Origin of the sequence: Bordetella genomosp. 7 (assembly GCF_002261415.1) — a bacterium.
Taxonomy (GTDB): Bacteria; Pseudomonadota; Gammaproteobacteria; order Burkholderiales; family Burkholderiaceae_B; genus Bordetella_A.
Genome location: NZ_NEVI01000006.1, coordinates 149,117 through 174,874, shown reverse-complemented (window position 1 = coordinate 174,874; position 25,758 = coordinate 149,117). Strand labels below are relative to the sequence as shown.

Sequence of the window (25,758 nt, the reverse complement as noted above, 5' to 3'; positions counted from 1 at the left end):
CATCCGCGCGCGCCACGAGCGCCCATGAAAAAACCCTGCCGCAGCAGGGTTCGGGAACACCGCAGACGCCCGGTTTCAGGCGACAGCGGATACGTCGAGCCGGGCCTTGGTCTTGGCCTGGATTTCTTCGACGGTGACCCCGGGGGCCAGTTCGATCAGCTTCAGGCCGTTGTCGCCCACTTCCATCACGCCCAGGTCGGTAATGATGAGATTGACCACGCCCACGCCGGTCAGGGGCAGCGTGCATTCGGGCAGCAGCTTGATGTCTTCGGTGCCGTCTTTTTTCTTGGCCACGTGCTCCATCAACACCACGACGCGGCCGACACCGGCCACCAGGTCCATGGCGCCGCCCATGCCCTTGACCATCTTGCCGGGAATCATCCAGTTGGCCAGGTCGCCCTTTTCGGACACCTGCATGGCCCCCAGGATCGCCAGGTTGATCTTGCCGCCACGTATCATCGCGAACGAGTCGGCCGACGAGAAAATGGAAGAGCCCGGCAAGGTGGTAACCGTCTGCTTGCCGGCGTTGATCAGGTCGGCGTCGACCTGGTCGTCGGTGGGAAACGGGCCGATGCCCAGCAGGCCGTTTTCGGACTGCAGCCAGACTTCGATGCCGGCAGGCACGTGGTTGGCCACAAGGGTGGGCAAGCCTATGCCCAGGTTTACGTAAAAACCGTCGTGCAGCTCGCGCGCGGCGCGCGCGGCCATTTCATCGCGGGACCATGCCATGTCGTGTTCTCCTTAGGCCGGGCGAGTGGTGCGTTGTTCGATGCGCTTTTCCGGTTGCTCGTTGAGCACGATGCGGTGCACATAGATACCGGGCAGGTGGACCTGGTCGGGATCGAGCGCGCCGGTGTCGACGATCTTCTCGACCTCGACCACCGTGACTTTGCCCGCCATGGCCACGTTGGGGTTGAAGTTGCGCGCGGTCTTGCGAAACACCAGATTGCCGCTGCGGTCGGCGATGTAGGCCTTGACCAGCGACACATCAGGCACCAGCGAACGTTCCATGACGTACTGCTGGCCGTCGAATTCGCGCTGTTCTTTGCCGTCGGCCACGATCGTGCCCACGCCGGTACGGGTGAAAAATGCGGGAATGCCTGCGCCGCCGGCGCGCAGCTTTTCGGCCAGCGTGCCCTGCGGCGTGAATTCCAGTTCGAGTTCGCCGGCCAGGTACTGGCGTTCGAACTCTTTGTTTTCGCCCACATACGAGGCGATCATCTTGCGGATCTGCCGCGTGGTGAGCAACTGGCCCAAGCCGAAACCGTCCACCCCGGCGTTATTGCTGATGCAGGTAAGGTTCTTGACGCCGGAATCACGCAGCGCGGCGATCAGGGCCTCTGGAATGCCGCACAGGCCGAAGCCGCCCACGGCGATCATCTGGCCGTCTTCGACGACCCCCGCCAGCGCCTCGTCAGCGCTTGCATATACTTTGTCCATCTGTCCAGCTCCTGGAAATAGGGATTCTTGGAAGGCGCGGCTGCGAGGGGTGGCGCGCCAGCTTGTCTTTTTGTTTGGCCCGATTTTAACGGCTTGCGCGCGCCGGGGCGCAGCGCGCGCCCAACTGCTCCAGCACGCCGGGCGACCAGGGCTGCGAGCGATTGGCTTCGTAGTCCATCCAGACCAGCACCGTGCGGCCGCGGGCATAGGGGCCGCCATCGTCGTCCGCTTTTTCAAGCACCACTTCGGTTTCGAGGCTGGAACGGCCGATACGCGTGACACGATGAGTGACGCGCACCGTACTGGGGTAGGTAAAGGGCTTCAGGAAGTCGCACGACGCATGGGCCAGTATGAACCCGTGCCCCGGCGCAGGCTCCCAGTCGCCGCCGCGCAGCATCTGGATACGGGCCTCTTCCATCATGCGGAAGTACACCGTGTTGTTCATGTGATTGAAGGCATCGGCGTCGCCCCAGCGCATGGGCACGTCGGCCTGGTGGATATCGCCGACTTCGAGAATGCGGGCGGGTTTGTGATCCCGGGTCAAGGGAGGCTCCTGTCAGTGGGCGGCGCCCCGGGGCGGGAGGCGGCCGGCTGCAATACAATCGACGATATTACTTCCTTGCATCAATAGAAAGCACCATAGAGGGGATCGCTGTAATGTCCGAACGCGAATCGATGGAATATGACGTGGTGGTGGTCGGCGGCGGGCCGGCCGGCCTGGCCGCCGCGTTGCGATTGAAGCAACTGGCCACCGAGCAGAATCGCGAACTTAGCGTCTGCGTGCTCGAAAAAGGCGCCGAGATCGGTGCGCACATTCTGTCGGGCGCCGTCATGGACCCCCTGGCCCTGACCGAGCTCATCCCCGACTGGAAAGAAAAAGGCGCGCCGCTGAACGTGCCCGTCACGCAAGACCAGTTCCTGTTCCTGACCCGCACCGGCGCGCGCAGCACCCCCAGCTGGATGCTGCCGCCCTGTTTCCAGAACCACGGCAACTACATTGTGCGCCTGGGCGACGTGGTCAAGTGGCTGGGCGAACAGGCCGAGGCCGCCGGCGTGGAGATCTTCCCCGGCTTCGCCGCCGCCGAAGTGCTCTATGACGAAAACGGCGCCGTGCGCGGCGTGGCCACGGGCGACATGGGCGTGGCGCGCGACGGCTCGCACACCGATCACTACCAGCCCGGCATGGAACTGCTGGCCCGCTACACCATATTTGCCGAGGGCTCGCGCGGCCAGTTGGGCCGCCAGCTCATCGAGCGCTTCAAGCTCGACGACGGCCGCGATCCCCAGGCGTATGGCATCGGCCTGAAAGAACTCTGGGAAATCGACCCGGCCCAGTCCAAGCCCGGCCTGGTGGTGCACACCGCCGGCTGGCCTCTCGATGCCGACACCTACGGCGGCTCGTTCCTGTACCACCTGGACAACAACCAGGTGGCGGTGGGAATGGTGGTGGGCCTGGACTACGCCAACCCCTGGCTGTCGCCGTTCGATGAATTCCAGCGATACAAGACGCACCCGTCCATCCGCGGCACCTTCGAAGGCGGCAAGCGCATCGCCTATGGCGCACGCGCCATCACGGCGGGCGGCCTGCTGTCGCTGCCCAAGCTGGCATTTCCGGGCGGGGTACTGGTGGGCTGCGAAGCCGGCTTCCTGAACGCGTCGCGCATCAAGGGCAGCCACGCGGCCATCAAAAGCGGCAAGATGGCCGCCGAAGCGGCATTCGAGGCCGTGGTGGCCGATCGCCGCCAGGACGAACTGGCAGCCTACCCCGCCGCGTTCGAGTCGTCGTGGCTGCATACCGAACTGAACAAGGCGCGCAACTTCAAGCAATGGTTCAAGAAGGGCCGCACCGTTGCCACCATCATGACGGGCATCGAACAGTTGGTGCTCAAGGGCAATATCCCCTGGACCATCCATCGCACCAAGCCAGACCACGCCTGCCTGCAGCCGGCGTCCGAATGCGCGCGCATCGATTATCCCAAGCCCGATGGCAAGCTGACGTTCGACAAGCTCAGTTCGGTGTTCATCTCCAACACCAACCACGATGAAAACGAACCCATCCACCTGACGCTGAAAGACCCCACCGTGCCGGTGGCGGTCAACCTGGCCAAGTATGGCGGCCCCGAGTCGCGCTATTGCCCGGCCGGCGTGTATGAGTTCATCAAGGACGACCACGGCGAAGACCGCCTGCAGATCAACGCGCAGAACTGCGTGCACTGCAAAACCTGCGACATCAAGGACCCCACCCAGAACATCGTGTGGGTAGCCCCGCAGGGCGGAGAAGGCCCCGTCTATAGCGGCATGTAGGCCGTCATGGCCGAGCGCGTCCTTCTGGCGGGTTGCGGCGACCTGGGCCTGCGCCTGGCGCGCCGCCTGCTGGCGCGCGGGGCCGAGGTCTGGGCGCTGCGGCGTCATCCGCCGCGCGATGCCGCCGATGGCATCCGGTGGCTGCAGGCCGACCTTGCGCAGCCGGCCACCTTGGCCGGCCTGCCGGCCGGCATCACACAGGTGGCCTACCTGCCCGCGCCCGGCACGCGCGACCCGGCAGTCTATCGGGCGCTATTCCGCGACGGGCTGCCCGCGCTGCTGGGCGCACTGGACGCCGGCGCGCTCACGCGTGTCCTGTTCGTGTCATCCACGGCCGTGTACGGCGAGCATCATGGCGAATGGGTGGACGAGACCACCCCGCCCGCCCCGTTGGGCTTCAATGGCCGCATCCTGCTCGATACCGAACAATGGCTGGCCGCCCACTCTGTGCCGTCTGTCAGCCTGCGCCTGGCAGGCCTTTACGGGCCGGGCAGGCTGCAACTGATCGAACGGCTGCGCGCCGGCACGGCGCGCGCCCCGCGCCATCCGCCGCACTGGGCCAACCGCATCCACATCGATGACGCCGCCGCCGCGGCCGACCACCTGTTGGCATTGCCGCAAGTGCAGCCCACCTACATCGGCTGCGACGACACCCCTTTGCCGCTGCATGAGCTGTACGCGTGCCTGGCCAGCATGGCGGGCGCGCCCGAGCCCGGCGACGGCCCCGCGCCCGCCAACGTAGGAAGCAAGAGGCTCAGCAACGCGCGCCTGCGCGCCAGCGGCCTGGCGTTGCAATGGCCCGATTCGCGCAAGGGCTACGCGGCGCTGCTCGCCTGACCAATGGCCGTCATTTCGGCCTGCGTCGAAACATCTTGCCCGGCCTGCATCCATACTGGGGCCATGCAACCCGCCAACCCCATCGAAGCTGTGACTCACAGCGACCCGTACCCCTATTACCGGCGCCTGGCGGAACGGGCGCTACATTACGACGCCGGGCTCGGCCTGTGGATAGCCGGCGCCCCCGCCACGGTTCGCGCGGTGCTGGAACATGGCGCGGCGCGCGTGCGGCCCGCCGAGCAACCCGTGCCGCCGGCGCTCGCCGGCGAGACGGCAGGCCTGATGTTCGGCCGCTTCGTGCGCATGCGCGACGATGCCGGACGCACCGTCGTCAAGGCGCTGCTGTCGCAATATCTACGCGCCCTGCCCGATGTGCTGTCGCCCTGCTGGCCCGACATGCCGACGACAAGCGCGGCCCTGGACGACTTCCTGTTCGACGCCCCCGTGTACGCGCTGGCGCAGCGGCTGGGAATAGCGGCCGCGGACTTGCCGGCGTATGGCGCGGCCGTGCGGCGGTTTCGTCGGGCGCTGGGCGCCGCGGCCGACGCCGCGCAGGTGGCCGAGGGCAGCGCCGCGGCAGACTGGCTGCAGTCGGCGATGCTGCGGCACCTGCAAAATCCGGCGCGCGGCACGCCCCTGCGCCAGTTGCTGGACGACGCGTCCAGCGCGCTGGTTGAACCCGCCATCATCGCCGCCAACCTGGTCGGGCTGTTGTTCCAGTCGTGCGAAGCAGGAGCGGGACTGATCGGCAATACGCTGGTCGCGCTGGCGCGCAACCCCGGCCAGGCTGTCGCCGCCCGCCGCAACATGCAGTATTGCAAGCAGATCGTGGCGCGCACCGCGCAAGACGATCCGCCCATACACAATACGCGACGCTATGTGGCTGACGACATTTCGGTGGATGGCCACGTTGTGCCGGCGGGGGCCACCATACTGGTGGTACTGGCCGCCGCCGGCACGCTGGCGCCCCAAGGCGACGTGCCATGGACCTTCGGGGCCGGACGGCACGCCTGCCCCGGCCACGACCCTGCGGTATCGTGCGCGGCAGGCGCCGCAGGCCACCTGCTGGACGCCGGCCTGAAGCCCGCAGATCTGTTGCCTGGCCTGGCTTACTGGAATTTGCCAAACGCCCGTGTGCCGCGCTTTGCGGGAAAGGCGGGGTTCGCAGGGGGTGCCGGACACTCTGGGGCGTCGTAGGTGTCTGACACCCTTCGGGAGTCAGACACCGGAACCGGTGCCCCATTCGCCGACAACGGCAGCAAAGGCTGACCGACGTTGGTGTCTGACACCCTCCGGGAGTCAGACACCGGAACAGATACCCCATTCGCCGACAACGGCAGCAAAGGCTGACCAACGTTGGTGTCTGACTCCCTCCGGGAGTCAGACACCGGAACAGATGCCCCATTCGCCGGCAACGGCAGCAAAGGCTGACCGACGTTGGTGTCTGACTCCCGTAGGGTGTCAGACACCGCTCATCAAGCGCTCAAGCATAAAAGTCTCGCACCGCCCGCGCCGTTTTGCGGATGTCGTCGGCGCTGACATCCAGGTGCGTGACCAGCCGGGTGGGCCCGCCGTACACCGCGCGCACTAGAATGCCCTGCTCGTGCAACGCGCGCGACAAGGCTTCGGCGTCGCGCGTGAACTCGGCGAACACCATGTTCGTATCCTGCGCCAGCACCTTCACGCCATCGATGCCGGCCAGGCCTTCGGCCAGCAGGCGCGCGTTCTCGTGGTCTTGCGCAAGGCGCTCGACATGGTGCTCCAGCGCATACAGGCAGGCGGCGGCCAGCACGCCGGCCTGGCGCATGCCGCCGCCCAGCACCTTGCGCCAGCGTCGCGCCGAATCGATCAGCGCGCGGCTGCCTACCAGCACCGACCCGACCGGCGCACCCAAGCCCTTGGAAAAGCAAATAGACACGCTATCGAAGGGCGCGCAGACCTCGTGCACCGGGCGCTGCGAGGCCACTGCGGCATTGAACACGCGCGCGCCATCCAGATGCAGGCCCAGGCCATGCTCGCGGGCAAAGGCAGACGCCTGGTCGATGTAGCCCGGCGGGATCACCTTGCCCTGGAAAGTGTTTTCCAGGGCAAGCAGGCGCGTACGCGCAAAATGCGCGTCGTCGTGGGGCTTGAGCGAGGCGGCCAGCCGGTCCAGCGGCAAGGTGCCATCGGGCGCGTGCTCGACCGGCTGGGGCTGGATGCTGCCCAGCACCGCCGCTCCGCCGCCTTCGTACTTGTACGTGTGCGCCTGCTGCCCGACCAGATATTCATCGCCACGGCCGCAATGCGCCATCAGCGCCGCCAGGTTGCTTTGCGTGCCCGACGGGAAGAACAGGCCCGCATCTTTGCCGGTGCGCTCGGCCAGCGCCGCCTGCAGACGCTGCACCGTAGGATCGTCGCCCATGACATCGTCGCCCAGCGGAGCAGTGGCCATGGCCTGCAACATTCCGGCCGTGGGCCGCGTGACGGTGTCGCTGCGCAAATCGATCATAAGAACTCCAGTACCAGTAAGTAACGTCCTGCCCACGCGGGCATCAGGCCGGCTTGCGGCCCACGCCGCTCACCACCCACAGTCCGGCCAGGATCAGCGCCATGCCGCCGATCTCGGCCGCGGCGGGCCGCTCGCCGAGCATCAGCCAGGCCAGCAACGTGGCCATCACGGGCACGCCCAGGCTGGACAGGCCGGCGATGGACGCAGGGACGCGCCGCACCACCGACAACCATAGCAGCCAGCCCGCGGCGGTGGCGATCAGCACAATGTAGAGCATGCCAGCGCCCAGCTGCCACGTCCACTGCACCGGCGCCTGCGGCGCCCACAGGGCCACCGGCACGGAGGCGGCCCCGCCCATCAGCATCTGCCAGGCGGTGAATGTCATCAGGTCGGGAGCATGGCGGTTGAACATGCGTTTGGACAGCACAGTGCCCAGGCCCCAGCACAGGCCGCCGCCGGCAGCCAACAGCACGGCCGCGATGTCTCCCATGCCGCCCCAGGGCGCAATGAAACACACCAGCCCCGCCCCAGCAAGAAAAAATCCGGCAAAGTGGCGCGGCCCCGGCTTATCGCCCAGCAAGGCCCAGGCAAAAACCACGACCCAGAACGGCATGGTGTACGCCAGCAATGACACCGTGCCTACTGCGCCGGTGACCAGCGCGGTCTGTACGCAGAACTGGAACGCGGCCGTCTGGGTCAGCCCAGTGCAAAGGGTCAGCCCCCACGACGGCATCGACAAGGGGCGGCGCAGCATCGCCAGCAACGCGAACAACACCGCGCTGCCGCTCAGGTAGCGAACCGCCACGAAATCGAACGGACCGATATACGGAACCACCCATTTCATGGCGACCCAACTGCCGGCCCACACCACGATGGTGGCAAACATCAGGGCCAGGCCCCTGCGGTCGTAGCTGCTGCTCACGGCGCACGCCCGCCTGCTACCCCCCACGCGCGGCGCTTCATGGCGCCAGGTCAGGCGCCAACCCGGCCGCCCCCGGCGGCCGCGGCCGGGTTGCGTGGCGGCACATCAGACCTGCTTGGCCAGCTGGTCGAGGATCGCGGGGTTTTCCAGCGTGGACACGTCCTGGGTGACTTCTTCCCCCTTGGCCACGGAGCGCAGCAGGCGCCGCATGATCTTGCCCGAGCGGGTCTTGGGCAGGTTGTCGCCGAAGCGGATGTCCTTGGGCTTGGCAATGGGGCCGATTTCCTTGCCGACCCAGTCGCGCAGCTGCCGGGCGATGGCTTGCGCCTCGTCGCCCTCGGGACGCGCGCGCTTGAGCACCACGAACGCCACCACGGCTTCGCCGGTGGTGTCGTCGGGACGCCCCACCACGGCGGCCTCGGCCACCAGCTCGTGCGAGACCAGCGCGGATTCGACTTCCATGGTGCCCAGGCGGTGGCCGGACACATTGAGCACGTCGTCGATGCGGCCCATGATCCAGAAATAGCCGTCGGCATCGCGCTGCGCGCCGTCGCCGGCGAGGTAATAGCCGCGCAGTTCAGGCGGGAAATAGCTTTTCTTGAAGCGTTCGGGGTCGCCCCAGACCGCGCGGATCATGGACGGCCACGGGCGCTTGATGGCAAGGAAGCCGCCCTTGCCGGGTTCGACCTCGGCCCCCGTTTCGTCGACCACGGTGGCGGCGATGCCCGGCAGCGGCAGCGTGCACGAGCCCGGCTTGGTGGGTGTGGCCCCCGGCAACGGGTTGATCATGTGGCCCCCGGTTTCGGTCTGCCACCAGGTATCGACGATGGGGCAGCGTTCCTGGCCCACGTTCTTGTGGTACCACATCCAGGCCTCGGGGTTGATGGGCTCGCCTACCGTGCCGATGATGCGCAGGCTGTCGAGGTTGTAGTTGCGCGGATGCGTGGAAGGCGTGGCCTCGGACGCCTTGATCAGCGAGCGGATGGCAGTGGGCGCCGTGTAGAACGTCGTGACCTTGTGCCGGGCGATCATGTCCCAGAACCGGCCGGCATCGGGATAGGTAGGCACGCCCTCGAAGACGATCTGGGTCAGGCCGGCGGCCAGCGGGCCGTAGGTGATGTAGGTGTGGCCCGTGACCCAGCCCACGTCGGCCGTGCACCAGTAGACATCGTCGGGGCGGGCGTCGAAGGTCCATTTCACCGTCATCAGCGCCCAGAGCAGATATCCGCCCGACGCGTGTTGCACGCCCTTGGGCTTGCCAGTGGAACCGGACGTATACAGGATGAACAGCGGATGCTCGGCATTGACCGGCACCGGCTCGCAGGTGTCGGGCTGGCCCGCTTCGACGTCGTGCATCCAGAGGTCGCGGCCCTCTTTCCAGGGGATATTGCCGCCGGTGCGCTTGTAGACAACGATTTTGGTCACGGCGTCGCATCCGCCCATGGCAATGGCATCTTCGACCGCAGGCTTCAGCGCGATGTGGCGGCCACCGCGGATCTGCTCGTCGGCCGTGATGACCAGCGACGCGCCCACGTCGACGATGCGTTCCTGCAGGCTCTTGGCCGAAAAGCCGCCGAACACCACCGAGTGCGTGATGCCCAGCCGCGCGCACGCCTGCATGGACACGACCGCCTGGATCGACATCGGCATGTAGATGATGGCGCGGTCGCCCTTTTTGTAGCCCAGCGATTTCAGGCCATTGGCGAAGCGGCACACGCGCGCCAGCAATTCGCGGTAAGTGACCTTTTCTACCGTGCCGTCGTCGGCCTCGAAAATGATGGCGGTCTTGTCGGCGTTGCCGTTGCTGATGTGCTTATCGAGGCAGTTTGCCGACACGTTGAGCTCACCGTCGCCGAACCAGCGGTAGAACGGGGCATCCGATTCGTCGAGCACCTGCGTGAAGGGCTTGGCCCAGGTAAGGTGTTCGCGCGCCATGCGCGTCCAGAACCCGTCGAAGTCCTGTTCGACCTCTTGGCAGAGCGCGCGGTAGGCATCCATGCTGTCGATGCGCGCGCCTTCGGCGGCGCGTTGGGACGGCGGGAACACCCGCTTTTCGACCAGGACGGATTCGATGGTATTGGACATGCTTGTCTCCGGTTTCGTGATTTGGCAAATTATGACCAGCTGCCTATGCCCAACCGTATCGCCGCGCTCTTACGGGCACCTTACGCGGCAGGCGGGCACAGGCGCCGCGGCCCGTGTGGCCGGCGGCGACTTTATTAGGATACCAGCCGCTGCCGGGCAGGTTCAGCCCTGCAGCGCTTTCCGGGCCAGGCCGCGCCGGATATCGACGCGCGACAGCAGGATCAGCCCGCCCACGAAGAACAGGCCGGTGACCAGAATGGCCAGGCGATGGTTGCCGCCGGTCAGCCAGGTGACCACGCCGTAGGTCAGCGGCCCCACCACGGCGGCGAGCTGCACCGCGAAGGTCCACAAGGCGTAGAACTCGGCCAGCCGCGCGGATGGCGCCAGCGCTCCGACCATGGCGCGGCCCGCGCTCTGGCTGGTGCCCATGCACAACCCGGCCAGGATGGCCGCGGCCCAGAACACGGCGGGCGTCACGGCGGCATAGGCCACCAGCACCATGACGATCCAGCCGGCCAGCGTGACCGCCAGGGCGCGCTTGTGGCCGATGCGGTCTTGCAGGTAGCCGAAGCCGAAGGCCCCGCCAGCCGCGCCGATATTGACCGTGAACACCAGCAACATGATCTGCGGCAGGGTGAACCCCATGACCTGCTCGGCATATACCGCCGCCAGCGTGATGACGACCGCGATGCCGGCCTGGTAGCAGGCCCCGCACATCAGCAGGCGGCGGAATTCGGGGTAGTGCGCGCCCGTGTCGCGCCACGCCGCGGCAAGGCGGCGCAGCATGTTGGGCGCCCGCAGCGCCATGTCGTGCGGCACCGCCCGCTCGCGCAGCAGGAAAAAAGACGGCAACGCGGCCAGCGCGAACACCACTGCGGTGATGACGATGACCCACGGCACATACTGCGCGGCCTGCATGCCGCGCGCCTCGCCGAACGTCACGAACGCCAGCGACAGCCCCAGCGTGAGCATGCCCCCGCAATAGCCGAAGCTCCAGCCCCATCCGGACACGCGCCCCAGCGCCGCAGGCCGGGCCAGCTCGGGCAGAAAGGCGGCCACCACGGACTCGCCCACGCAATAGCAATAGTTGGAAAGCGCCACGGCGGCCAGCGCCAGCCAGACGTCGCCGGGCCCGGCCTGGGTCAGCACCAGGGTCGCGGCCACGCAGCCGACGGTGCTGGCGAACAGCAACCGCCGCTTGGCCGCCCGCGCATCGGCCCGCGCCCCCAGCGCCGGCATGGTGAGCATGATGGCCAGGTACGACAACGACAATGCCGCCGTCCACGCCAGCGTGGCCCAATCGGCGCGCTGGCCCACCACGCCCACGAAATACGTGCTGAACACGGTCGTGAGGATGACGGTGGTGTACCCGGAATTGGCGAAGTCATACATCGCCCAGGCCCAGATCTCGCGACGCCGGACTCCGGGGTTGAGCAGGTTCGTCCAGCCCGCAGCCGGGCTGCCGGCCGCAAGGCCGGCCGGCTCGGCTGGCAGGGGCCGCGTCACAGTCCCAGTGCCGCGATGCCGACGCGCGCGATATCGGCGTCTTCGGAAGATTTCACGCCCGACACGCCCACCGCGCCGACCACCGTGCCGTTGGCCACGATGGGCACGCCCCCTTCGAGCATGCCCTGCAGAAGCGGCGCCGAAAGGAAGGAATACCGGCCGTTGTTGATGTTCTCTTCATAGACGCGCGACTCGCGCCGCCCCAGCGCGGCGGTTTGCGCCTTGGCCGGCGCGATGTGGCCGGAGATCGGCGGGGCGCCATCCAGGCGCAGCAGACCCAGCGCATGTCCGCCATCGTCGACCACGGCGATGGTCACGGCCCAGCCGTTCTTTGCGGCGTGCGCCTCGGCGGCGGCCAGGATCTTCTTGACGTCTTCGGCGGTCAGTGCGGGTTTGGTGTTCATTGCAGCGATTCCTTTATTTGCTCGAGAGAGGACGGATCTTCGATGGTGGTGAGATCGCCGGGGTCGCGCCCTTCGCAGACGGCCACGATGGCCCGGCGCAGCACCTTGCCGGAACGGGTCTTGGGCAGGGCCGCCACGAAACGGATGCGCGCCGGCCGGGCCACGGCGCCCAGCTGCTCTTGCACCACGCGCATGATATCGCCTTCGAGCGCCAGGGCGTCGTCGGGCGTGGCGGCCATAGCCGGATTCTTCAGCACCGCAAACGCCACGGCCGCCTGGCCTTTCAGCGTGTCGGCCACCCCAACCACAGCACATTCGGCCACTGCCTGATGGCTGTTGATGGACTCTTCGATTTCGCGGGTGCCCAGCCGGTGGCCCGCGACATTGATCACATCGTCCGTGCGCCCCAGAATGAACCAGTAGCCGTCGTCGTCCACGCGCCCCCAGTCGAACGTGGAATACAGCTGGCGGCCCGGAATGGACGAGAAATAAGTCTGCACGAAGCGCTCGTCATCGCCCCAGACGGTGGACATGGCGCCCGGCGGCAGCGGCGGCGCGATGGCCACCACGCCTTTTTCATTGGGTGCAAGATCTTCGCCCGTGGTTTCGCTGACGATGCGCACATCGAAGCCATAAACCGGAAACGACGGGCTGCCGAAGCGCGTGGGCACGCGCTCCACGCCAGGCTGGGCCGACAAGATGGGCCAGCCCGACTCCGTCTGCCAGTAGTTGTCGATGATGGGCTTGCCCAGGCCCTGCGAAATCCATTGCGCGGTGGGCTCGTCCAGGGGTTCGCCGGCCAGGTACACGGCGCGCAGGCTGGAAAGATCGTGGCGCGACAGCAGTTCCGGGGCCTGGCGCTTGAGCACCCGCACGGCGGTGGGCGCGGAAAACAGTGTATTGACGCCGTAGCGCTCGACCAGCTGCCACAACACAGCCCCGTCCGGGCGCACGGGCGTGCCTTCGTACAGAATGGTGGCCTGGCCGCCTATGAGCGGCCCATAGACAATGTACGAATGGCCCACCACCCAGCCGATGTCGCTGGTACAGAAATACGTGTCGCCCGGCTTGCCGTCGAACAGATATTCCATCGACGCCGCGAGCGCCACTGCATAGCCGCCTACGTCACGCTGCACGCCCTTGGGTCGGCCCGTGGTGCCGGACGTATACAGGATATAGCTCGGCTCGGACGATTCGAGCCACTGGACCGGCACGTGGGCGCCTTGATGACGCGCGCACAGTTCGCCATAGTCCAGGTCGCGGCCCGGCTGGCGCTCGGCGTCTGCCAGGCCGCGGTCCACCACGATGACCGAGCCCGGCGGGTGCGCGCACAAGGCCAGGGCCTTGTCGAGCAAGGGCTTATAGGGCACTACCTTGCCCGCCCGCGATCCGGCGTCTGCCGACACGATGACCTTGGGCGTGGCGTCGTCGATGCGTTGCGCCAGATTCACCGAGGCGAAGCCCCCGAACACGACCGAATGCACCGCCCCAAGCCGGGCGCAGGCCAGCATGGTGAACACTGCCTCGGGCACCATGGGCATGTACAGCAGTACCCGGTCGCCGCGCCCCACCCCCTGCTCGCGCAGCATGGCGGCCACCGCGTTCACCTCTTCGTACAGCTCGCGGCGCGTATAGACGCGCTCGCGATCGACCTCGGTAGACACCCAGATCAGCGCCGGCCGGTCGGCCTGCTGGGGCAGCCACCGATCGACGGCGTTGTAGCAAAGGTTGGTATGGCCGCCGACGAACCAGCGGGCGAACGGCGGGCGCGAAAAATCGAGCACCTGCTCGAACGGGATTTCCCAATGGATGCGCTCGGCCTCGGCGCGCCAGAATGCGTCGCGATTGTCGATAGAGCGGCGATGGAAGTCGCGGGTTTTCTGCATGCGTGTCTCCGTTGACGGACGTGCTCTCCGTAAGCGGGCGTCTTCGGCCTCTAACGGCGTATTTTGGCCGCTAAAGCTTGCACCAGGCTTGCCTTGCGAATTGGGGAATTCCCCATGTGCGGCCGCGCCGCAATGCCGGTCATTTGCTAGAATCGCGGCAACTTCCATCACGATCCGTGGGGCCAGGCGCCTCGCTCAGGCGGGCATGCAACGGTATTTCACCGCAGCGCACGATAAACCCTACCGCGGCCAGCCCGGCCGGCGGGCGTGGCTGCTGGCGCTGTGCCTGGCCTTGGGCGGTTGCGCCGCGCCTGAACTGCGGCCCGTGGCCGACCCCGGCATCCTCGACGCCCAGGATCTGGCCGCGGCGTCTGCGTCGGCCGACCCGATCGGCGCGCTCGTCACGCGCAAGCTGACCCGCCAGCAACAGGCCGCCCATGAGCCGCTCATCAGCGCCGCCCTGGACCAGCTGGGCGTGCCCTACCGGTACGGCGGCTCGTCTCCCGACACGGGCTTCGATTGCAGCGGGCTGGTGTCGTATGCGGCGCAGCAGGCCCTGGGCATGAAGCTGCCGCGCAGCAGCTCGGCCATTGCGCTGATGGGAACCTCGATAGAAAAAAAACAGCTGCAGCCCGGCGACCTGGTGTTCTTCAACACCCTGGGCCGGCGCTATTCGCACGTGGGCATCTACCTGGGCGACAACCGCTTCGTGCACTCGCCCAGCGCGGGCGGTGTGGTGCGCATCGAGAAAATGACCCTGACCTACTGGGCCAAGCGCTATAACGGGGCGCGCCGCCTGGACATCGACCGGCTGGCCGCGGCGCCCGCCCGCTAGCGCGGATTGCGGCCCACGTCGGCCGCGCAGGCCGGGTGTGGCCCGGCCCCACCCTTCTGGTCAATGCATCGTGCACAGGCCGCATTGCTGCAATGCCTGCTTCATGCTGCAGATCGACCGGCGGCAGGCCACGACGCGGATGCCGCCGCGCTGCGCGGCGTTGCGGAAGGTCTTCATTACGTTGTGCCCCAGGAAGTCGGTCAGCAAAATGACCAGCTGGGTGCCCGAAGGCAGCTGCAGCGTTTTCTTCTGGTGCGACGGATCACGACCGCTGATGTGGTGCGTGATAGCAATATTGTGGCCCTTGAGCAGCTCGGGGATATTGCCCAGCCTGTCTGCTCCCACTACTACCGCACTGAGTGCTGATGTCATGATGTCTGTCCCGGATTCGTTGAACCGGAGTTAATGATAATGATTCCTATTTTTTAGTCAACTTAAATGAGATCGGTTCTTATTTAATTATTTTTATCGCCCTGCTCCCGGGCATAGCATCGACCGTGCCAGGGGCAAAAAAAATGCCGGCCCGCAAGGGCCCGGCTGGCAGACTGCGCAATGCGGAATCAGGCGCCCTGGCCCTGCACCGCGTCGGCGACCACATCGCGCGTGAGCGCCGGGGCCATCATTTCCAGAAAGGTGTAGACGTAATCGCGCAGAAAGACTCCCGCCTTCACGCCTACGCGCGTGGTGTGGGTGCCGAACAGGTGCCCCACCGGCAGACCCACCAGGTTGGCGTCACGGCGCGGGTCATACGCCACGCCGGCGATGATGCCTATGCCCAGCCCCACATCGACATAGGTCTTGATGACGTCGGCATCGATCGCTTCAAGCACGATGTCGGGGTGGATGCCCTGGCTGGCAAACACTTCGTCGATGGTGGTGCGGCCGGTAAAGGCGCGGTCGTAGGTCACGATGGGATGCTCGGCCAGCTGGGCCAGTGTCAGGTTGCGCGCTTCGCTGCTGGTCAACTCGCACAGGGGGTGGTCCGGACGCACCACGACCGTATGTTCCCACGTGTACACCGGCAACGTCGCCAGGCCAGGCGTCAGCGCCAGGGATTCCGTGGCCACGGCCAGGTCGGCCTGTTCATGCAGCACCATCTCGGCAAGTTGCGCGGGACTGCCTTCGGCCAGCGACAGGTGCACCTTGGGAAACTGCTTGCGGAAAGCGGGAATGACGCGCGGCAGCAGGTATCGGGCCTGCGTATGGGTGCAGGCGATGACCAGGCCGCCTTCGTCACGGCGGGCGAACTCGTCGCTGACCTTCTTCAGGTTGTCGACTTCGCGCATGATGCGGTCGATTACCTGCGACACGGCCAGGCCCGGCTTGGTCAGGCCCTTGATGCGCTTGCCGTGGCGTTCGAAGATCTTGATGCCCAGCTCGTCTTCGAACTCGATGATGGCCTTCGAAACACCGGGCTGCGACGTATACAGCATGCGCGCGGCTTCGGTCAGGTTGAAGTCGCGCCGGATGGTTTCACGTACAAAACGGAATTGCTGCAGGTTCATAGTGGCCCCTGTTAGAGGGCCAATTATAAGTAATATAGAACCAGCTCTATATTATTTATAGTAATAACTATACACCGAGGGGGTGTCTGACACCGACGGTGTCAGACACCGGAACCGGGCAACGGGGAACGCCCCGGACGGTGACGAGCGGCGGGGGGTGTCTGACACCGTCGGTGTCAGACACCGGAACCTGGCAACGAGGAACGTCCCGGACGGCGACGGGCGGCGGGGGTGTCTGACACCGATGGTGTCAGACACCGGAACAGCCGGAACCGCCGGCACAGCGGCGATCCGACGCCCGCGGGCGCCGGATCGCCGCGCGGTTCAGCGCATCGAGATGGTGGTGTTCACCGCACGGCCATGGGCAGACCAGCGGGCCGTCACCGTCTTGGTCTGGGTCCAGAACTGTACGGCCTGCTTGCCGTTGGGCCCCAGGTCGCCCAGCTTGGATCCGCGCGAACCGGTAAAGCTGAACCACGCCACGGGCACCGGAATGGGAATATTGATGCCCACCTGCCCCACGTCGATATTGTTCTGGAAGTAACGCGCCGCGCCGCCGTCCTGCGTAAACAACGCGACGCCATTGCCGTTGGGGTTGCGGTTGATGAACGCCACCGCTTCTTCCAGCGTGTCGACTCCCACCACGCTCAATACCGGACCGAACACCTCTTCGGTGTAGATCGTCATGTTTTCGGACACGCCATCGAACACCGTGGGCCCGACGAAGTTGCCTTTCTCGAAGCCCGGCACCTTGATGTTCCGGCCGTCCAGCAACAGTCGGGCGCCCTCGTCCACGCCCTTCTGGATCAGGCTTTCGACGCGTTGCCGGGCGCCGGGCGACACCAGCGGCCCCAGGTCGGCCTCGCGGTCAGTGCCGGCATTGACCTTCAGGCGCTTGGCGCGCTCGACGAAATCCGGCAGCCAGTTGCGGGCCTCGCCCACCAGCACGGCTACCGATGCGGCCATGCAGCGCTGCCCCGCCGCGCCAAAGGCGGCACCCAGCAACTGGTTCAGCGCGACTTCGGGATCGGCGTCGGGCAGGATCACGCAATGGTTCTTGGCGCCCATCATGGCTTGGCAACGCTTGCCCGCATCGGACGCGCGACGGTAGATTTCCGACCCTACTCGCGTGGAGCCGATGAACGAGACGGCCTTGATGTCCGGATGTTCGCACAGGCCGTTGGCGATGTCGGGCCCGCCGTGCACCACGTTCAGCACGCCCGGCGGCAGGCCGGCCTCGAGCGCCAGCTGCGCCAGGAACAACGACGACGACGGATCCTGCTCGGAAGGCTTGAGCACAAACGTGTTGCCGCAAGCCACGGCAATCGGGAACATGAAGCAAGGCAGCATCACCGGGAAGTTGAACGCCGTGATGCCCGCGCATACGCCCAGCGGCTGCACCAGCGTGTAGACATCGATGCCGCCCGCGGCATTTTCTGCGTATTCGCCGAGCTGCAGGCTGGCAATCGAGCACGCGTGCTCGACCACTTCCAGGCCGCGGCCGACTTCGCCCTCGGCGTCGGGCAGCGTCTTGCCGTGTTCGCGCGTAATCATTTCGGCCAGCTTGCCGGTGTTCTCGCGCAGCAGCTGCTGCAGCTTCAGCATCACGCGCATGCGGGCGCCCTGCCCGGTATTGCGCCAGGTCTGGAAAGCCTCTTTGGCATTGGACACCGCCAGGTCCAGTTCTTCGCGCGTGGCGAATGGCACCCGGGCCACTACTTGCTGGGTGGCCGGGTCGATCACGTCGCGCCACTCCGAGGTTTTGGATTCGATCAGCTTGCCGCCGATCAACAGCGGTACGGTGGGGACTGCACTCATGGGGGTTGCTCCTAGTAAAAGACGGGATGCGGCCGGCCCCAGGAGCCGGCCCCCCGGCCTGCCCCCGGCAGCCGCTTTACGGTTTCAGCAGCGGGCAGGTGGAGTCGGCCAGCGGCTGGAAGGCCTCTTCGGCGGGAATCGTGGCAACCAGCTTGGAATAATCCCAGCCGCCCTTGGATTCACCGGGCTTTTTCACTTCGTACAAATACATGTCGTGGATCACCCGCCCATCCGGGCGGATGCTGGCGTTGCGCATGATCGGATCTTTGATCGGCAGCTCGCGCATCTTGTCGGCGACCACCTTGCCGTCGGTGCTGCCCGTGGCGGCCACGGCGCGCAGATAGTGCAGCACGCTGGAATACACGCCCGCCTGCGTCATGGTCGGCTTCAGGCCGCGGAACGCCTTTTCAAAGCGCGCCGACCAGTTGCGCGTGGCATCGTCGTAATCCCAGTAGAAGCCATCCACGTACGACAGGCCCTGCGCGTTTTCCAGCCCCAGCGCGCGCAGGTCCGACAGGAAGATCAGCAGCGACACCAGCCGCTGCCCGCCTTCCACGATACCGAACTCGCGCGCCTGTTTGACGGCATTGACCGTATCCTGGCCGCCGTTGGACAGCGCCACGACCTGTGCTCCGGAGCTTTGGGCCTGCAGCAGGTACGAGGCGAAATCTGGCGCGTTCAGGGGGTGGCGCACCGAGCCGGCCACTTCTCCGCCCAGCGCCTTTACAGCCTTGGACGTATCGGCTTCCAGCGAATGGCCGAACGCGTAGTCCACGGTAATGAAGTACCAGGTCTTGCCGCCGGCCCGCACCGTGGCCTTGGCGCCGCCGGCCGATTGCGAATACGTGTCGAACATCCAGTGAAAGCCGAGCGGCGAGCATTCTTTGTTGGTCAACGCCGTGGTGGCCGGACCGGAAAACAGCACCACCTTGTTTTTCTCGCGCGCAATGCCCTGCACGGCCAGCGCCACCGCCGAATTGGTCAGGTCCGCGATGGCGGTCACGCCGTCACGGTCGAACCATTCGCGCGCCCGGGCTGCGCCCACGTCCGCCTTGTTCTGGTTGTCGGCGGAAACCAGTTCGATCGTCATGCCCTTGCACTCGGCGGCCAGGCAATCGTCGATGGCCAGCTGGGCAGCGGCCACCGAGCCGGGGCCTCCCATTGCGGCATAGGTTCCCGACATGTCGGTAAGGACACCGATTTTCACGGCCGGCTTGTCGGCCGCCACGGCTGGACCGGCCAGCAAGGCGCCCAGGCATAACCCGGCGGCCAGCCCGCGAGCGTGCATCGTCATGTTTGTCTCCGGTGAATTATTAGTGTTGTCGCCCGGGCTTTGCAGCCGCCCGAGGGCTGACTTAGTGTAGATGTGTAAAAATCCCCAGGCAACAGCACAAATTGCACATTCGTTGTGCATAAATGCCCAAAGGAGCCCGCTTTGCTGGATTGGGATGGATTACGGTATTTCCTGGAGGTGGCCCGCACCCAGCGCATCAGCGCCGCGGCCCGCCGGCTGGGCGTCGAGCACACCACGGTGGGGCGCCGCATACGCGCGCTGGAGGCGGAACTCGACACACTGCTGTTCGAAAAATCGCGCAGCAGCGGCTTCATGCTGACCGAAGACGGCCAGCGCCTGTTCGTCTATGCCGAACAGATGGAAAGCGCCATGCAGAGCGCGCGCGAAAACCTGTCGGGTATCGGCCAGGCCCTGTCGGGCCATCTGCGCATTGGCGCGACCGAAGGGTTCGGCAGTTATGTGCTGACCCCGCTGGCCGCCGACTTCCAGCGCCGCTACCCGCACATCACGCTCGATATCCTGCCGGTACCCCGGTTTGTCAGCCTGTCCAAACGCGAGGCCGACCTGGCGATCACCATCGAGCGCCCGCAACGCGGGCCGTATGTGTGCACCAAGCTGTGCGACTACACCCTGCGCCTGTATGGCACGCCCGAATACCTGGGCCGCCACGCCCCCATCGCCAGTCGCGCGGACCTGGCGGGCCACACCTTCATCGGTTATGTGGACGAACTGCTGTTCAGCGAGCGCCTGCGCTATCTGGAAGACCTGTTGCCGGACAGCCGCGTCGTGCTGCGCAGCACCAGTGTCGTGGCGCAATACCATGCCGCGCTGCAGGGGCGGTCCCTGGCCATCCTGCCCTGCTTTATCGCCGCACAGGATGCGCGGCTGCTGCCCGTGCTGGAGAACGACGTCATCATCACCCGCAGTTTCTGGATGTACTGCCACGAGGACTTGCACAAGCTCAAGCGCATGTCGGTGCTATGGGATTTCATGCGGCGTTCGATCGCCCGCAATGCCCCCCTGCTGGCCGGCCGCCGCGGCGCCATGCGCTACCTGCCGTAGCGCGGGCTCAGGCTGCCTGGCGCGGCGCTTTCACGCGCAGGCGGCGCATCAGCAAATAGGCCGCCAGCGCCAGCACCACCGCGTGCACCGCCCACACGCCTACCCCGAACGGCAGCTTGCCGCTGCTGATCCACGCGCGCGACAGGTTGATCACGTTCATGTAGAGCAAGCCCACCAGCCCGGCAATCAGCAGGTCGCCCGACCGCCCCAGGCGCGGATTGACCGCACCCAGCGGAATCGCCAGCAATGCCAGGTTCAGCGCGGCCAGCGGCAGTGAAATCCGCCACATGATCTGCGCCCAGGCGCTATCGGTATCGTCGGCAATCAGCTGCATGGTGGGGCGGGCCTTGCTGGACCGCTCTGCGGCCGCGCGGGCTTCGGCCAACGGGTCGCCCGACTTGCTTTCCAGACGCATGCCATAGCGGTCGAAATCCACCAGGCGGATCTCGGGCGTGCCCGGCTTCAGGTCGTAGCGGTGCCCCGCGCCCAGCACCAGGAACCGGTCGCCGTTGGGTTCGGTTTCGATGCGCGCGCTGCTGGCGGTCATGACGCTATGCCATTCGGGCCCTGTCTCGCGCGCGAACACCGCGCCCAGTTCGTCGCCCTCGCGCGTGGGCTCTTCGGCAAAGAAAACCCGCTGGCCATCGCCCGATTCGGCGAACTGGCCGGCCGTGACTTTGGAAAGGTCCGAACGCTGCTCGAAGCGTTCGCGATATTCGGCGATCTGGCGATACGCCCATGGCGACGCCAGGAGCGTCAGCACTGCGACGAGCGCCGCCGTGGGCAGCGCCACGCGCATCACGGGTCGCAGCCAGTCGGCGAGCGACAGGCCGCTGGCGAACCACACCACCATTTCGGATTCGCGATAGTTGCGCGTAACGGTAGTAAGCACCGCAATGAACAACGACACCGACAACACCGTGGGCAATGCGGTAATCGTGGAAAAGGCCGCCAGGCCAAGCACGACGTCGGCCCCGATAGTGCCCCCTGCCGCCTCGCCCAGCAATCGCACCAGCAGCACGCTGAGCCATACCACCACCAGCGTCGAGAACACCACGCCCGCGTGGCTGGTGATCTCGGCGACGACAGACCGTTTGAATAGAGACATGTGAGAATATGCGGGATAATCAACCGCACTGCACCACGCACACGGGAATCCTCCATGGAATTTAGCACACAGACCACAGCTTCCCTGCATCAAATCAAGACAGCCGCGCTGGGCATCGGCGTGTATGCCGACGGCGAACTCAGCCCGGCCGCCGATGTCATCGATCGCGCCAGCAACAGCGTCGTGCGCCAGGTCGTCAAGAACGAGTTCCGCGGTCGCGCCGGCGCCACCCTGGTGCTGCGCGCGCTGCCCGGCGTGTCGGCGCAGCGCATCGTGCTGGTGGGCCTGGGCAAGCAAAGCGACTACAACGCGCGCGCGCATTCCGCCGCCGAACAGGGGTTCGCGTCGGCCTGCGTGGCGGCCCGCATCACCGAAGCGGTGTCCACCCTGGCGGCCAACCCCATCGCCGACGTTCCGGTGCGCGCCCGCGCCCGCGCGGCCGCCATCGCCGCCGGCGCGGCCACCTATCATTACGATGCCACCCTGGGCAAACCCGATCGCGACGCGCGGCCCAAGCTCAAGAAAATCGTGCAAGTGGTCGAGCGCAGCGACGCCACCCAGGCCCAGCAAGGCCTGCGGGAAGGCGGCGCCATTGCGCGCGGCATGGAACTCACCCGCACGCTCGGCAACCTGCCGGGCAATGTCTGCACCCCCACTTACCTGGGCGAAACCGCCAGGAAGCTGGCCCGTGAATTCAAGTCGCTGAAAGTCGAGGTGCTCGACCGCAAGCAGGTCGAAGCCCTGGGCATGGGCTCGTTCCTGTCGGTGGCGCGCGGCTCCGACGAGCCGCTGCGCTTTATCGTGCTGCGCCACACCGCCAAGGCCGCCAAGAAGTCCAAGAACGGCCCGGTCGTGCTGGTGGGCAAAGGCATCACGTTCGACGCCGGGGGTATTTCGCTCAAGCCTGCGGCCACGATGGACGAAATGAAGTACGACATGTGCGGCGCGGCCAGCGTGCTGGGCACCTTCCGGGCGCTGGCCGAACTCGAATTGCCGGTCGACGTGGTGGGTCTCATTGCCGCGTGCGAGAACCTGCCCAGCGGCAAGGCCAACAAGCCGGGCGACATCGTCACCAGCATGTCGGGGCAAACCATCGAAATCCTCAACACCGACGCCGAAGGCCGGCTGGTGCTGTGCGACGCGCTCACGTATGCCGAACGCTTCAAGCCATCGGCCGTGATCGACATCGCCACGCTCACCGGCGCGTGCGTGGTGGCGCTGGGCCACGTCAACACGGGCCTGTTCACGCAAGACGACGCGCTGGCGGACGCACTCCTGGCCGCGGGCCGGCAGGCGCTCGACCCGGCCTGGCGCATGCCTCTCGAAGACGCCTACCAGGACCAGCTCAAGTCGAATTTCGCCGACATCGCCAATATCGGCGGCCCGCCGGCCGGTTCCGTCACGGCGGCCTGCTTCCTGTCGCGCTTTGCCAAGGCGTATCGCTGGGCTCACCTCGACATCGCGGGCACCGCCTGGCGCGGCGGCAAAGACAAGGGCGCCACGGGCCGCCCCGTGCCGCTGCTGATGCAGTTCCTGCTCGACCAGGCCTGACGTGAACGCGCCGGTATCCACGCCGCGGCTAGCCCGCCCGGCCGCCCATCCGGCGGCTGGCGCGGCTCGCGCCGCGGCGCCGGCCCGGCGCCGGCTTGTTCCATGACCCGTATCGACTTTGCCTTCGGCGCCCCGGATCGCCTGCGGGCCGCCTGCCATGCCGCCCGCAAGCGCTACCAGGCAGGCCAGCAGCTGGTGGTGTATTGCTCGGACAGCGTCCGTCTGGCCGCGTTCGACCGCATGTTGTGGGCCTTCGACGACATCTCTTTTGTGCCCCATGTGCTGGCCACGGATCCTCTGGCCGCCGACACGCCGGTCACGCTGACCGCCGCCACACCCAGCCCGGCCGGTCGCGACGAATGCTGGCTGCTCAATCTGGACGACGCCTGCCCGCCTGGGTACGATGCATTCATGCGCGTACTGGAAATCGTATCCGACGACCCTGCCGATCGGCAGGCGGCACGCCAGCGGTGGCGCGCCTACGTCGCCGCCGGGCATACGCCCCACAGCCACGACCTGGCCGGCCGCGCGTCCTAGGCCGCCATCCGGAGCCCCGCATGCCCCACCACTATTCCGACCCTGGCATTCCTACGCTGACGCAGCGGGCCGAGCCCACGCTGGGCTCCACGCAGCCCGCGCCGGCAGAGCAGGCCCGCCCCCAGCCCCAGGTGCCCATCCTGACCCAGGTCACCGATACACCGTCTTCGGCGCTGCCATCGGATGCGGCCGGCGGAGCCGACGCAGCCCATGCCGCCTGGAGCGCGGCGGCGGCTGCCGGAACCGCCACGGCCGGCGCCGATGCAGTATTGCGCTCGGCCCTCCAGGCCGAGCTGGAACAGGCCTTGCAGCACGCCATCGACGACGCGGCGGCCGGACTGCGGGCCCGCATGGAGGCCGAACTGCCCGCCTTGATCGAGCGCGCCGTCCGTGCCGTGCGCCCGGGCTGAATCCATGCCTGCCGCCCCCGTTGTCCGCTATGCGAGTGGATTTTTCAGGGAACTGTAAGGTATCCTAGCTATCTAATTGCACAGGGCAAACCGTTAGCCGCCCACAGGAGCCGTTTATGAACGAATACCGTCCTTCCCCCTTCAACCGCTCAGGCGCGTACGCCGGCACGGCTGGCGAGGTCGTGCGCAACAAAGTGTTGCGCAATACGTACTGGCTGCTGGCGCTGTCGCTGATCCCCACCGTGCTGGGCGCGGCCGTCGGCCTGCAGACCGGCGTGAACCAGATCATGATGACCAGCCCCGGGCTGTCCGCCATCATCTTCCTGGTCGGCGCCTTCGGCCTGATGTTCGCCATCGAAAAAAACAAGAACAGCTCGCTCGGCGTCGTGCTGCTGCTGGCCTTTACGTTCTTCATGGGCGTCATGCTGTCGCGCCTGCTGGGCTTCGTGCTGGGCATGGGCAACGGTGCGCAGCTGGTCATGACCGCGTTCGGCGGCACGGCCGTCGTGTTCGGCACAATGGCCACGCTGGCCACCACCATCAAGCGCGACCTGTCCAGCATGCAGAAATGGCTGTTCACCGGCGCCGTGGTCATTCTGGTGGCGGCCCTGGCCAACATCTTCCTGCAAATGCCCGCGCTGATGCTCACGATCTCGGTCCTGGCCATCGTGATCTTCTCGGCGTTCATGCTGGTAGACCTGCAGCGCGTGGTCAACGGCGGCGAAACCAACTATGTTTCCGCCACGCTGGCCATCTACCTGGATGTCTACAACGTATTCTCGAACCTGCTGATGCTGCTGGGCATCTTCGGCGGTGACCGCGAATAACCTGCCACGGCAACCGGCAATCCTGGGGGCCCGCCATGTGCGGGCCCTTTTCCTTTGCCGCCCGCGCTTTCCCTGCGCGTGGGCACGCCGCGGCCGCGATGCGTCACGGGCTGCCGGCCGGCGGCCGCCATCGGCGGGCAATCAGGCGTCGGCCCGCAGCCCCATGGACACGCTGCCGCCCGTGGTTCATCATGGGCGCTTCCTTACGCTACACGAGCACCCGCATGCCCCAACGCCGCCACGCCCCGGCCTCGTTGCCGTTTGCCGCCGCACTCGCCGCAGCGCCCCTTGCGGCCGCGCTGTTTGTACACGATGCCCACGCCAGCTCGCCGGCCGCATGGCAGCAGCAAGAAGACAAGGCGCTGCGCCTGTGCGCACAGGCCTCGGGCCTGGGCAGCACCGAACAAGTGGGCATGCCCATGCAGTTCGACGACCAATCCGGCCAGACCGCGCTGCTGATCCGAGGGCGGGCGCCGCAGCCCCACATGCAAGGGGCGGCGCAAACCCTGCTGTGCCTGGTCGACCGCCGTACCCATCGCGCCAGTGTGGTCGAATGGGCCGGCTCCCCCAGCCCCGCCGACGCCGCCGCGCCGCAACCCATCGTGGTGCCGCTGGGAGCAGGGCCTGCCTCGATTGTGGTCGCCCAGGAAACCGCCGAGCCTGCCTCGATCGGCACGTACAGCGTGCGTCTGTACCGCGACTTGTCTGTCGGCGACTATGCCGATGGCATCATCCGCCCGCGCGACGGCGAATTGCGGCAAGCGGAATTCAAAGACATGGACGGCGATGGGCAGCCCGAGCTGGCCGTTACGCTGGTAACCGCCGGGTCGGGCAACTACCTGACGGTGGACGTCTACGAGATCCTGGATGGGCAAAAGCTGCAGTGGATGCCGGAGCTGTCGAAAACGCCCTGAGGCCCGCAACGGCAAGGCCGAC

General features: G+C 66.5%; 24 protein-coding genes. 10 read left to right on the top strand and 14 right to left on the bottom strand.

Going from position 1 to position 25,758, the window contains the following annotated elements; all coding sequences use genetic code 11:
• Window positions 1–75: 75 nt before the first annotated feature.
• From CAL18_RS04625 to CAL18_RS04615, 3 genes are all read right to left on the bottom strand, one after another.
• Complete coding sequence (locus CAL18_RS04625; RefSeq protein WP_026640399.1) at window positions 76–729, bottom strand: CoA transferase subunit B; 654 nt, start codon at window positions 727–729, stop codon at window positions 76–78.
• A gap of 12 nt (window positions 730–741) precedes the next feature.
• Window positions 742–1,440: a CoA transferase subunit A gene (locus CAL18_RS04620; RefSeq protein WP_026640398.1), complete on the bottom strand. Its 699-nt coding sequence runs from the start codon at window positions 1,438–1,440 to the stop codon at window positions 742–744.
• Window positions 1,441–1,525: 85 nt separating this feature from the next.
• Complete coding sequence (locus CAL18_RS04615; RefSeq protein WP_026640397.1) at window positions 1,526–1,984, bottom strand: acyl-CoA thioesterase; 459 nt, start codon at window positions 1,982–1,984, stop codon at window positions 1,526–1,528.
• A gap of 113 nt (window positions 1,985–2,097) precedes the next feature.
• On the opposite strand from CAL18_RS04615, the gene CAL18_RS04610 reads away from it, so the two are divergent.
• The 3 genes from CAL18_RS04610 (at window position 2,098) to CAL18_RS04600 (ending at window position 5,778) form a co-directional block, all read left to right on the top strand.
• A complete protein-coding gene (locus tag CAL18_RS04610; protein WP_038852467.1) occupies window positions 2,098–3,744 on the top strand; it encodes an electron transfer flavoprotein-ubiquinone oxidoreductase in 1,647 nt (548 codons plus the stop codon).
• A 6-nt stretch (window positions 3,745–3,750) separates the two neighbouring features.
• Window positions 3,751–4,581 carry an NAD-dependent epimerase/dehydratase family protein gene (locus CAL18_RS04605; RefSeq protein WP_094796166.1) on the top strand — a complete coding sequence of 277 codons (831 nt, stop codon included), beginning with the start codon at window positions 3,751–3,753 and terminating at the stop codon, window positions 4,579–4,581.
• Between the two features lie 63 nt (window positions 4,582–4,644).
• Window positions 4,645–5,778 carry a cytochrome P450 gene (locus CAL18_RS04600; protein ID WP_141217743.1) on the top strand — a complete coding sequence of 378 codons (1,134 nt, stop codon included), beginning with the start codon at window positions 4,645–4,647 and terminating at the stop codon, window positions 5,776–5,778.
• Between the two features lie 286 nt (window positions 5,779–6,064).
• Here CAL18_RS04600 and ltaE read toward each other — a convergent pair whose 3' ends face one another.
• The 6 genes from ltaE to CAL18_RS04570 all read right to left on the bottom strand — a co-directional run bounded on the left by ltaE (window position 6,065) and on the right by CAL18_RS04570 (window position 14,043).
• Complete coding sequence (ltaE, locus tag CAL18_RS04595; protein ID WP_094817406.1) at window positions 6,065–7,072, bottom strand: low-specificity L-threonine aldolase; 1,008 nt, start codon at window positions 7,070–7,072, stop codon at window positions 6,065–6,067.
• A gap of 43 nt (window positions 7,073–7,115) precedes the next feature.
• On the bottom strand, window positions 7,116–7,994 hold the full coding sequence (locus tag CAL18_RS04590) for a DMT family transporter (RefSeq protein ID WP_283162335.1): 879 nt from the start codon (window positions 7,992–7,994) through the stop codon (window positions 7,116–7,118).
• Window positions 7,995–8,099: 105 nt separating this feature from the next.
• A complete protein-coding gene (gene acs, locus CAL18_RS04585) occupies window positions 8,100–10,079 on the bottom strand; it encodes an acetate--CoA ligase (RefSeq protein WP_026640391.1) in 1,980 nt (659 codons plus the stop codon).
• Between the two features lie 162 nt (window positions 10,080–10,241).
• Complete coding sequence (locus CAL18_RS04580) at window positions 10,242–11,585, bottom strand: MFS transporter (RefSeq protein ID WP_026640390.1); 1,344 nt, start codon at window positions 11,583–11,585, stop codon at window positions 10,242–10,244.
• On the bottom strand, window positions 11,582–11,989 hold the full coding sequence (locus CAL18_RS04575; protein WP_026640389.1) for a heme-binding protein: 408 nt from the start codon (window positions 11,987–11,989) through the stop codon (window positions 11,582–11,584). Before CAL18_RS04575 ends, CAL18_RS04580 begins: the two co-directional genes overlap by 4 nt.
• Window positions 11,986–14,043: a propionate--CoA ligase gene (locus tag CAL18_RS04570; protein ID WP_283163495.1), complete on the bottom strand. Its 2,058-nt coding sequence runs from the start codon at window positions 14,041–14,043 to the stop codon at window positions 11,986–11,988. Before CAL18_RS04570 ends, CAL18_RS04575 begins: the two co-directional genes overlap by 4 nt.
• 37 nt (window positions 14,044–14,080) lie before the next feature.
• On the opposite strand from CAL18_RS04570, the gene CAL18_RS04565 reads away from it, so the two are divergent.
• Window positions 14,081–14,710 (top strand): C40 family peptidase, encoded by a 630-nt coding sequence (locus CAL18_RS04565; protein ID WP_094796161.1) that lies wholly within the window; start codon window positions 14,081–14,083, stop codon window positions 14,708–14,710.
• Between the two features lie 60 nt (window positions 14,711–14,770).
• On the opposite strand, the gene CAL18_RS04560 is transcribed toward CAL18_RS04565, so the two are convergent.
• From CAL18_RS04560 to CAL18_RS04545, 4 genes are all read right to left on the bottom strand, one after another.
• Window positions 14,771–15,082: a DUF2325 domain-containing protein gene (locus CAL18_RS04560; RefSeq protein ID WP_094817404.1), complete on the bottom strand. Its 312-nt coding sequence runs from the start codon at window positions 15,080–15,082 to the stop codon at window positions 14,771–14,773.
• Window positions 15,083–15,270: 188 nt separating this feature from the next.
• Window positions 15,271–16,215, bottom strand: a complete 945-nt coding sequence (locus CAL18_RS04555; protein WP_026640385.1) for a CysB family HTH-type transcriptional regulator — start codon at window positions 16,213–16,215, stop codon at window positions 15,271–15,273.
• Between the two features lie 324 nt (window positions 16,216–16,539).
• The gene (locus CAL18_RS04550) at window positions 16,540–18,033 is read right to left on the bottom strand and encodes a CoA-acylating methylmalonate-semialdehyde dehydrogenase (RefSeq protein WP_026640384.1); all 1,494 of its coding nucleotides are present in this window, start codon (window positions 18,031–18,033) and stop codon (window positions 16,540–16,542) included.
• Between the two features lie 76 nt (window positions 18,034–18,109).
• A complete protein-coding gene (locus CAL18_RS04545) occupies window positions 18,110–19,327 on the bottom strand; it encodes an ABC transporter substrate-binding protein (protein WP_094796160.1) in 1,218 nt (405 codons plus the stop codon).
• Between the two features lie 141 nt (window positions 19,328–19,468).
• On the opposite strand from CAL18_RS04545, the gene CAL18_RS04540 reads away from it, so the two are divergent.
• Window positions 19,469–20,389 (top strand): LysR family transcriptional regulator, encoded by a 921-nt coding sequence (locus tag CAL18_RS04540; RefSeq protein WP_026640382.1) that lies wholly within the window; start codon window positions 19,469–19,471, stop codon window positions 20,387–20,389.
• Between the two features lie 7 nt (window positions 20,390–20,396).
• On the opposite strand, the gene lptF is transcribed toward CAL18_RS04540, so the two are convergent.
• Window positions 20,397–21,497 (bottom strand): LPS export ABC transporter permease LptF, encoded by a 1,101-nt coding sequence (gene lptF, locus CAL18_RS04535; RefSeq protein ID WP_094817403.1) that lies wholly within the window; start codon window positions 21,495–21,497, stop codon window positions 20,397–20,399.
• A gap of 54 nt (window positions 21,498–21,551) precedes the next feature.
• Between lptF and CAL18_RS04530 the strand changes: the two genes are divergently transcribed.
• The 5 genes from CAL18_RS04530 (at window position 21,552) to CAL18_RS04510 (ending at window position 25,736) form a co-directional block, all read left to right on the top strand.
• Window positions 21,552–23,048: a leucyl aminopeptidase gene (locus CAL18_RS04530; protein WP_094796158.1), complete on the top strand. Its 1,497-nt coding sequence runs from the start codon at window positions 21,552–21,554 to the stop codon at window positions 23,046–23,048.
• Between the two features lie 102 nt (window positions 23,049–23,150).
• Complete coding sequence (locus CAL18_RS04525; protein ID WP_026640379.1) at window positions 23,151–23,585, top strand: DNA polymerase III subunit chi; 435 nt, start codon at window positions 23,151–23,153, stop codon at window positions 23,583–23,585.
• A 20-nt stretch (window positions 23,586–23,605) separates the two neighbouring features.
• A complete protein-coding gene (locus CAL18_RS19665; protein ID WP_094796157.1) occupies window positions 23,606–23,995 on the top strand; it encodes a hypothetical protein in 390 nt (129 codons plus the stop codon).
• A 116-nt stretch (window positions 23,996–24,111) separates the two neighbouring features.
• Window positions 24,112–24,822 (top strand): Bax inhibitor-1/YccA family protein, encoded by a 711-nt coding sequence (locus CAL18_RS04515; RefSeq protein ID WP_026640377.1) that lies wholly within the window; start codon window positions 24,112–24,114, stop codon window positions 24,820–24,822.
• A 224-nt stretch (window positions 24,823–25,046) separates the two neighbouring features.
• Entirely contained in the window at window positions 25,047–25,736 is a 690-nt protein-coding gene (locus CAL18_RS04510) for a PliI family lysozyme inhibitor of I-type lysozyme (RefSeq protein WP_094817402.1), read from the top strand.
• Window positions 25,737–25,758 lie beyond the last annotated feature (22 nt).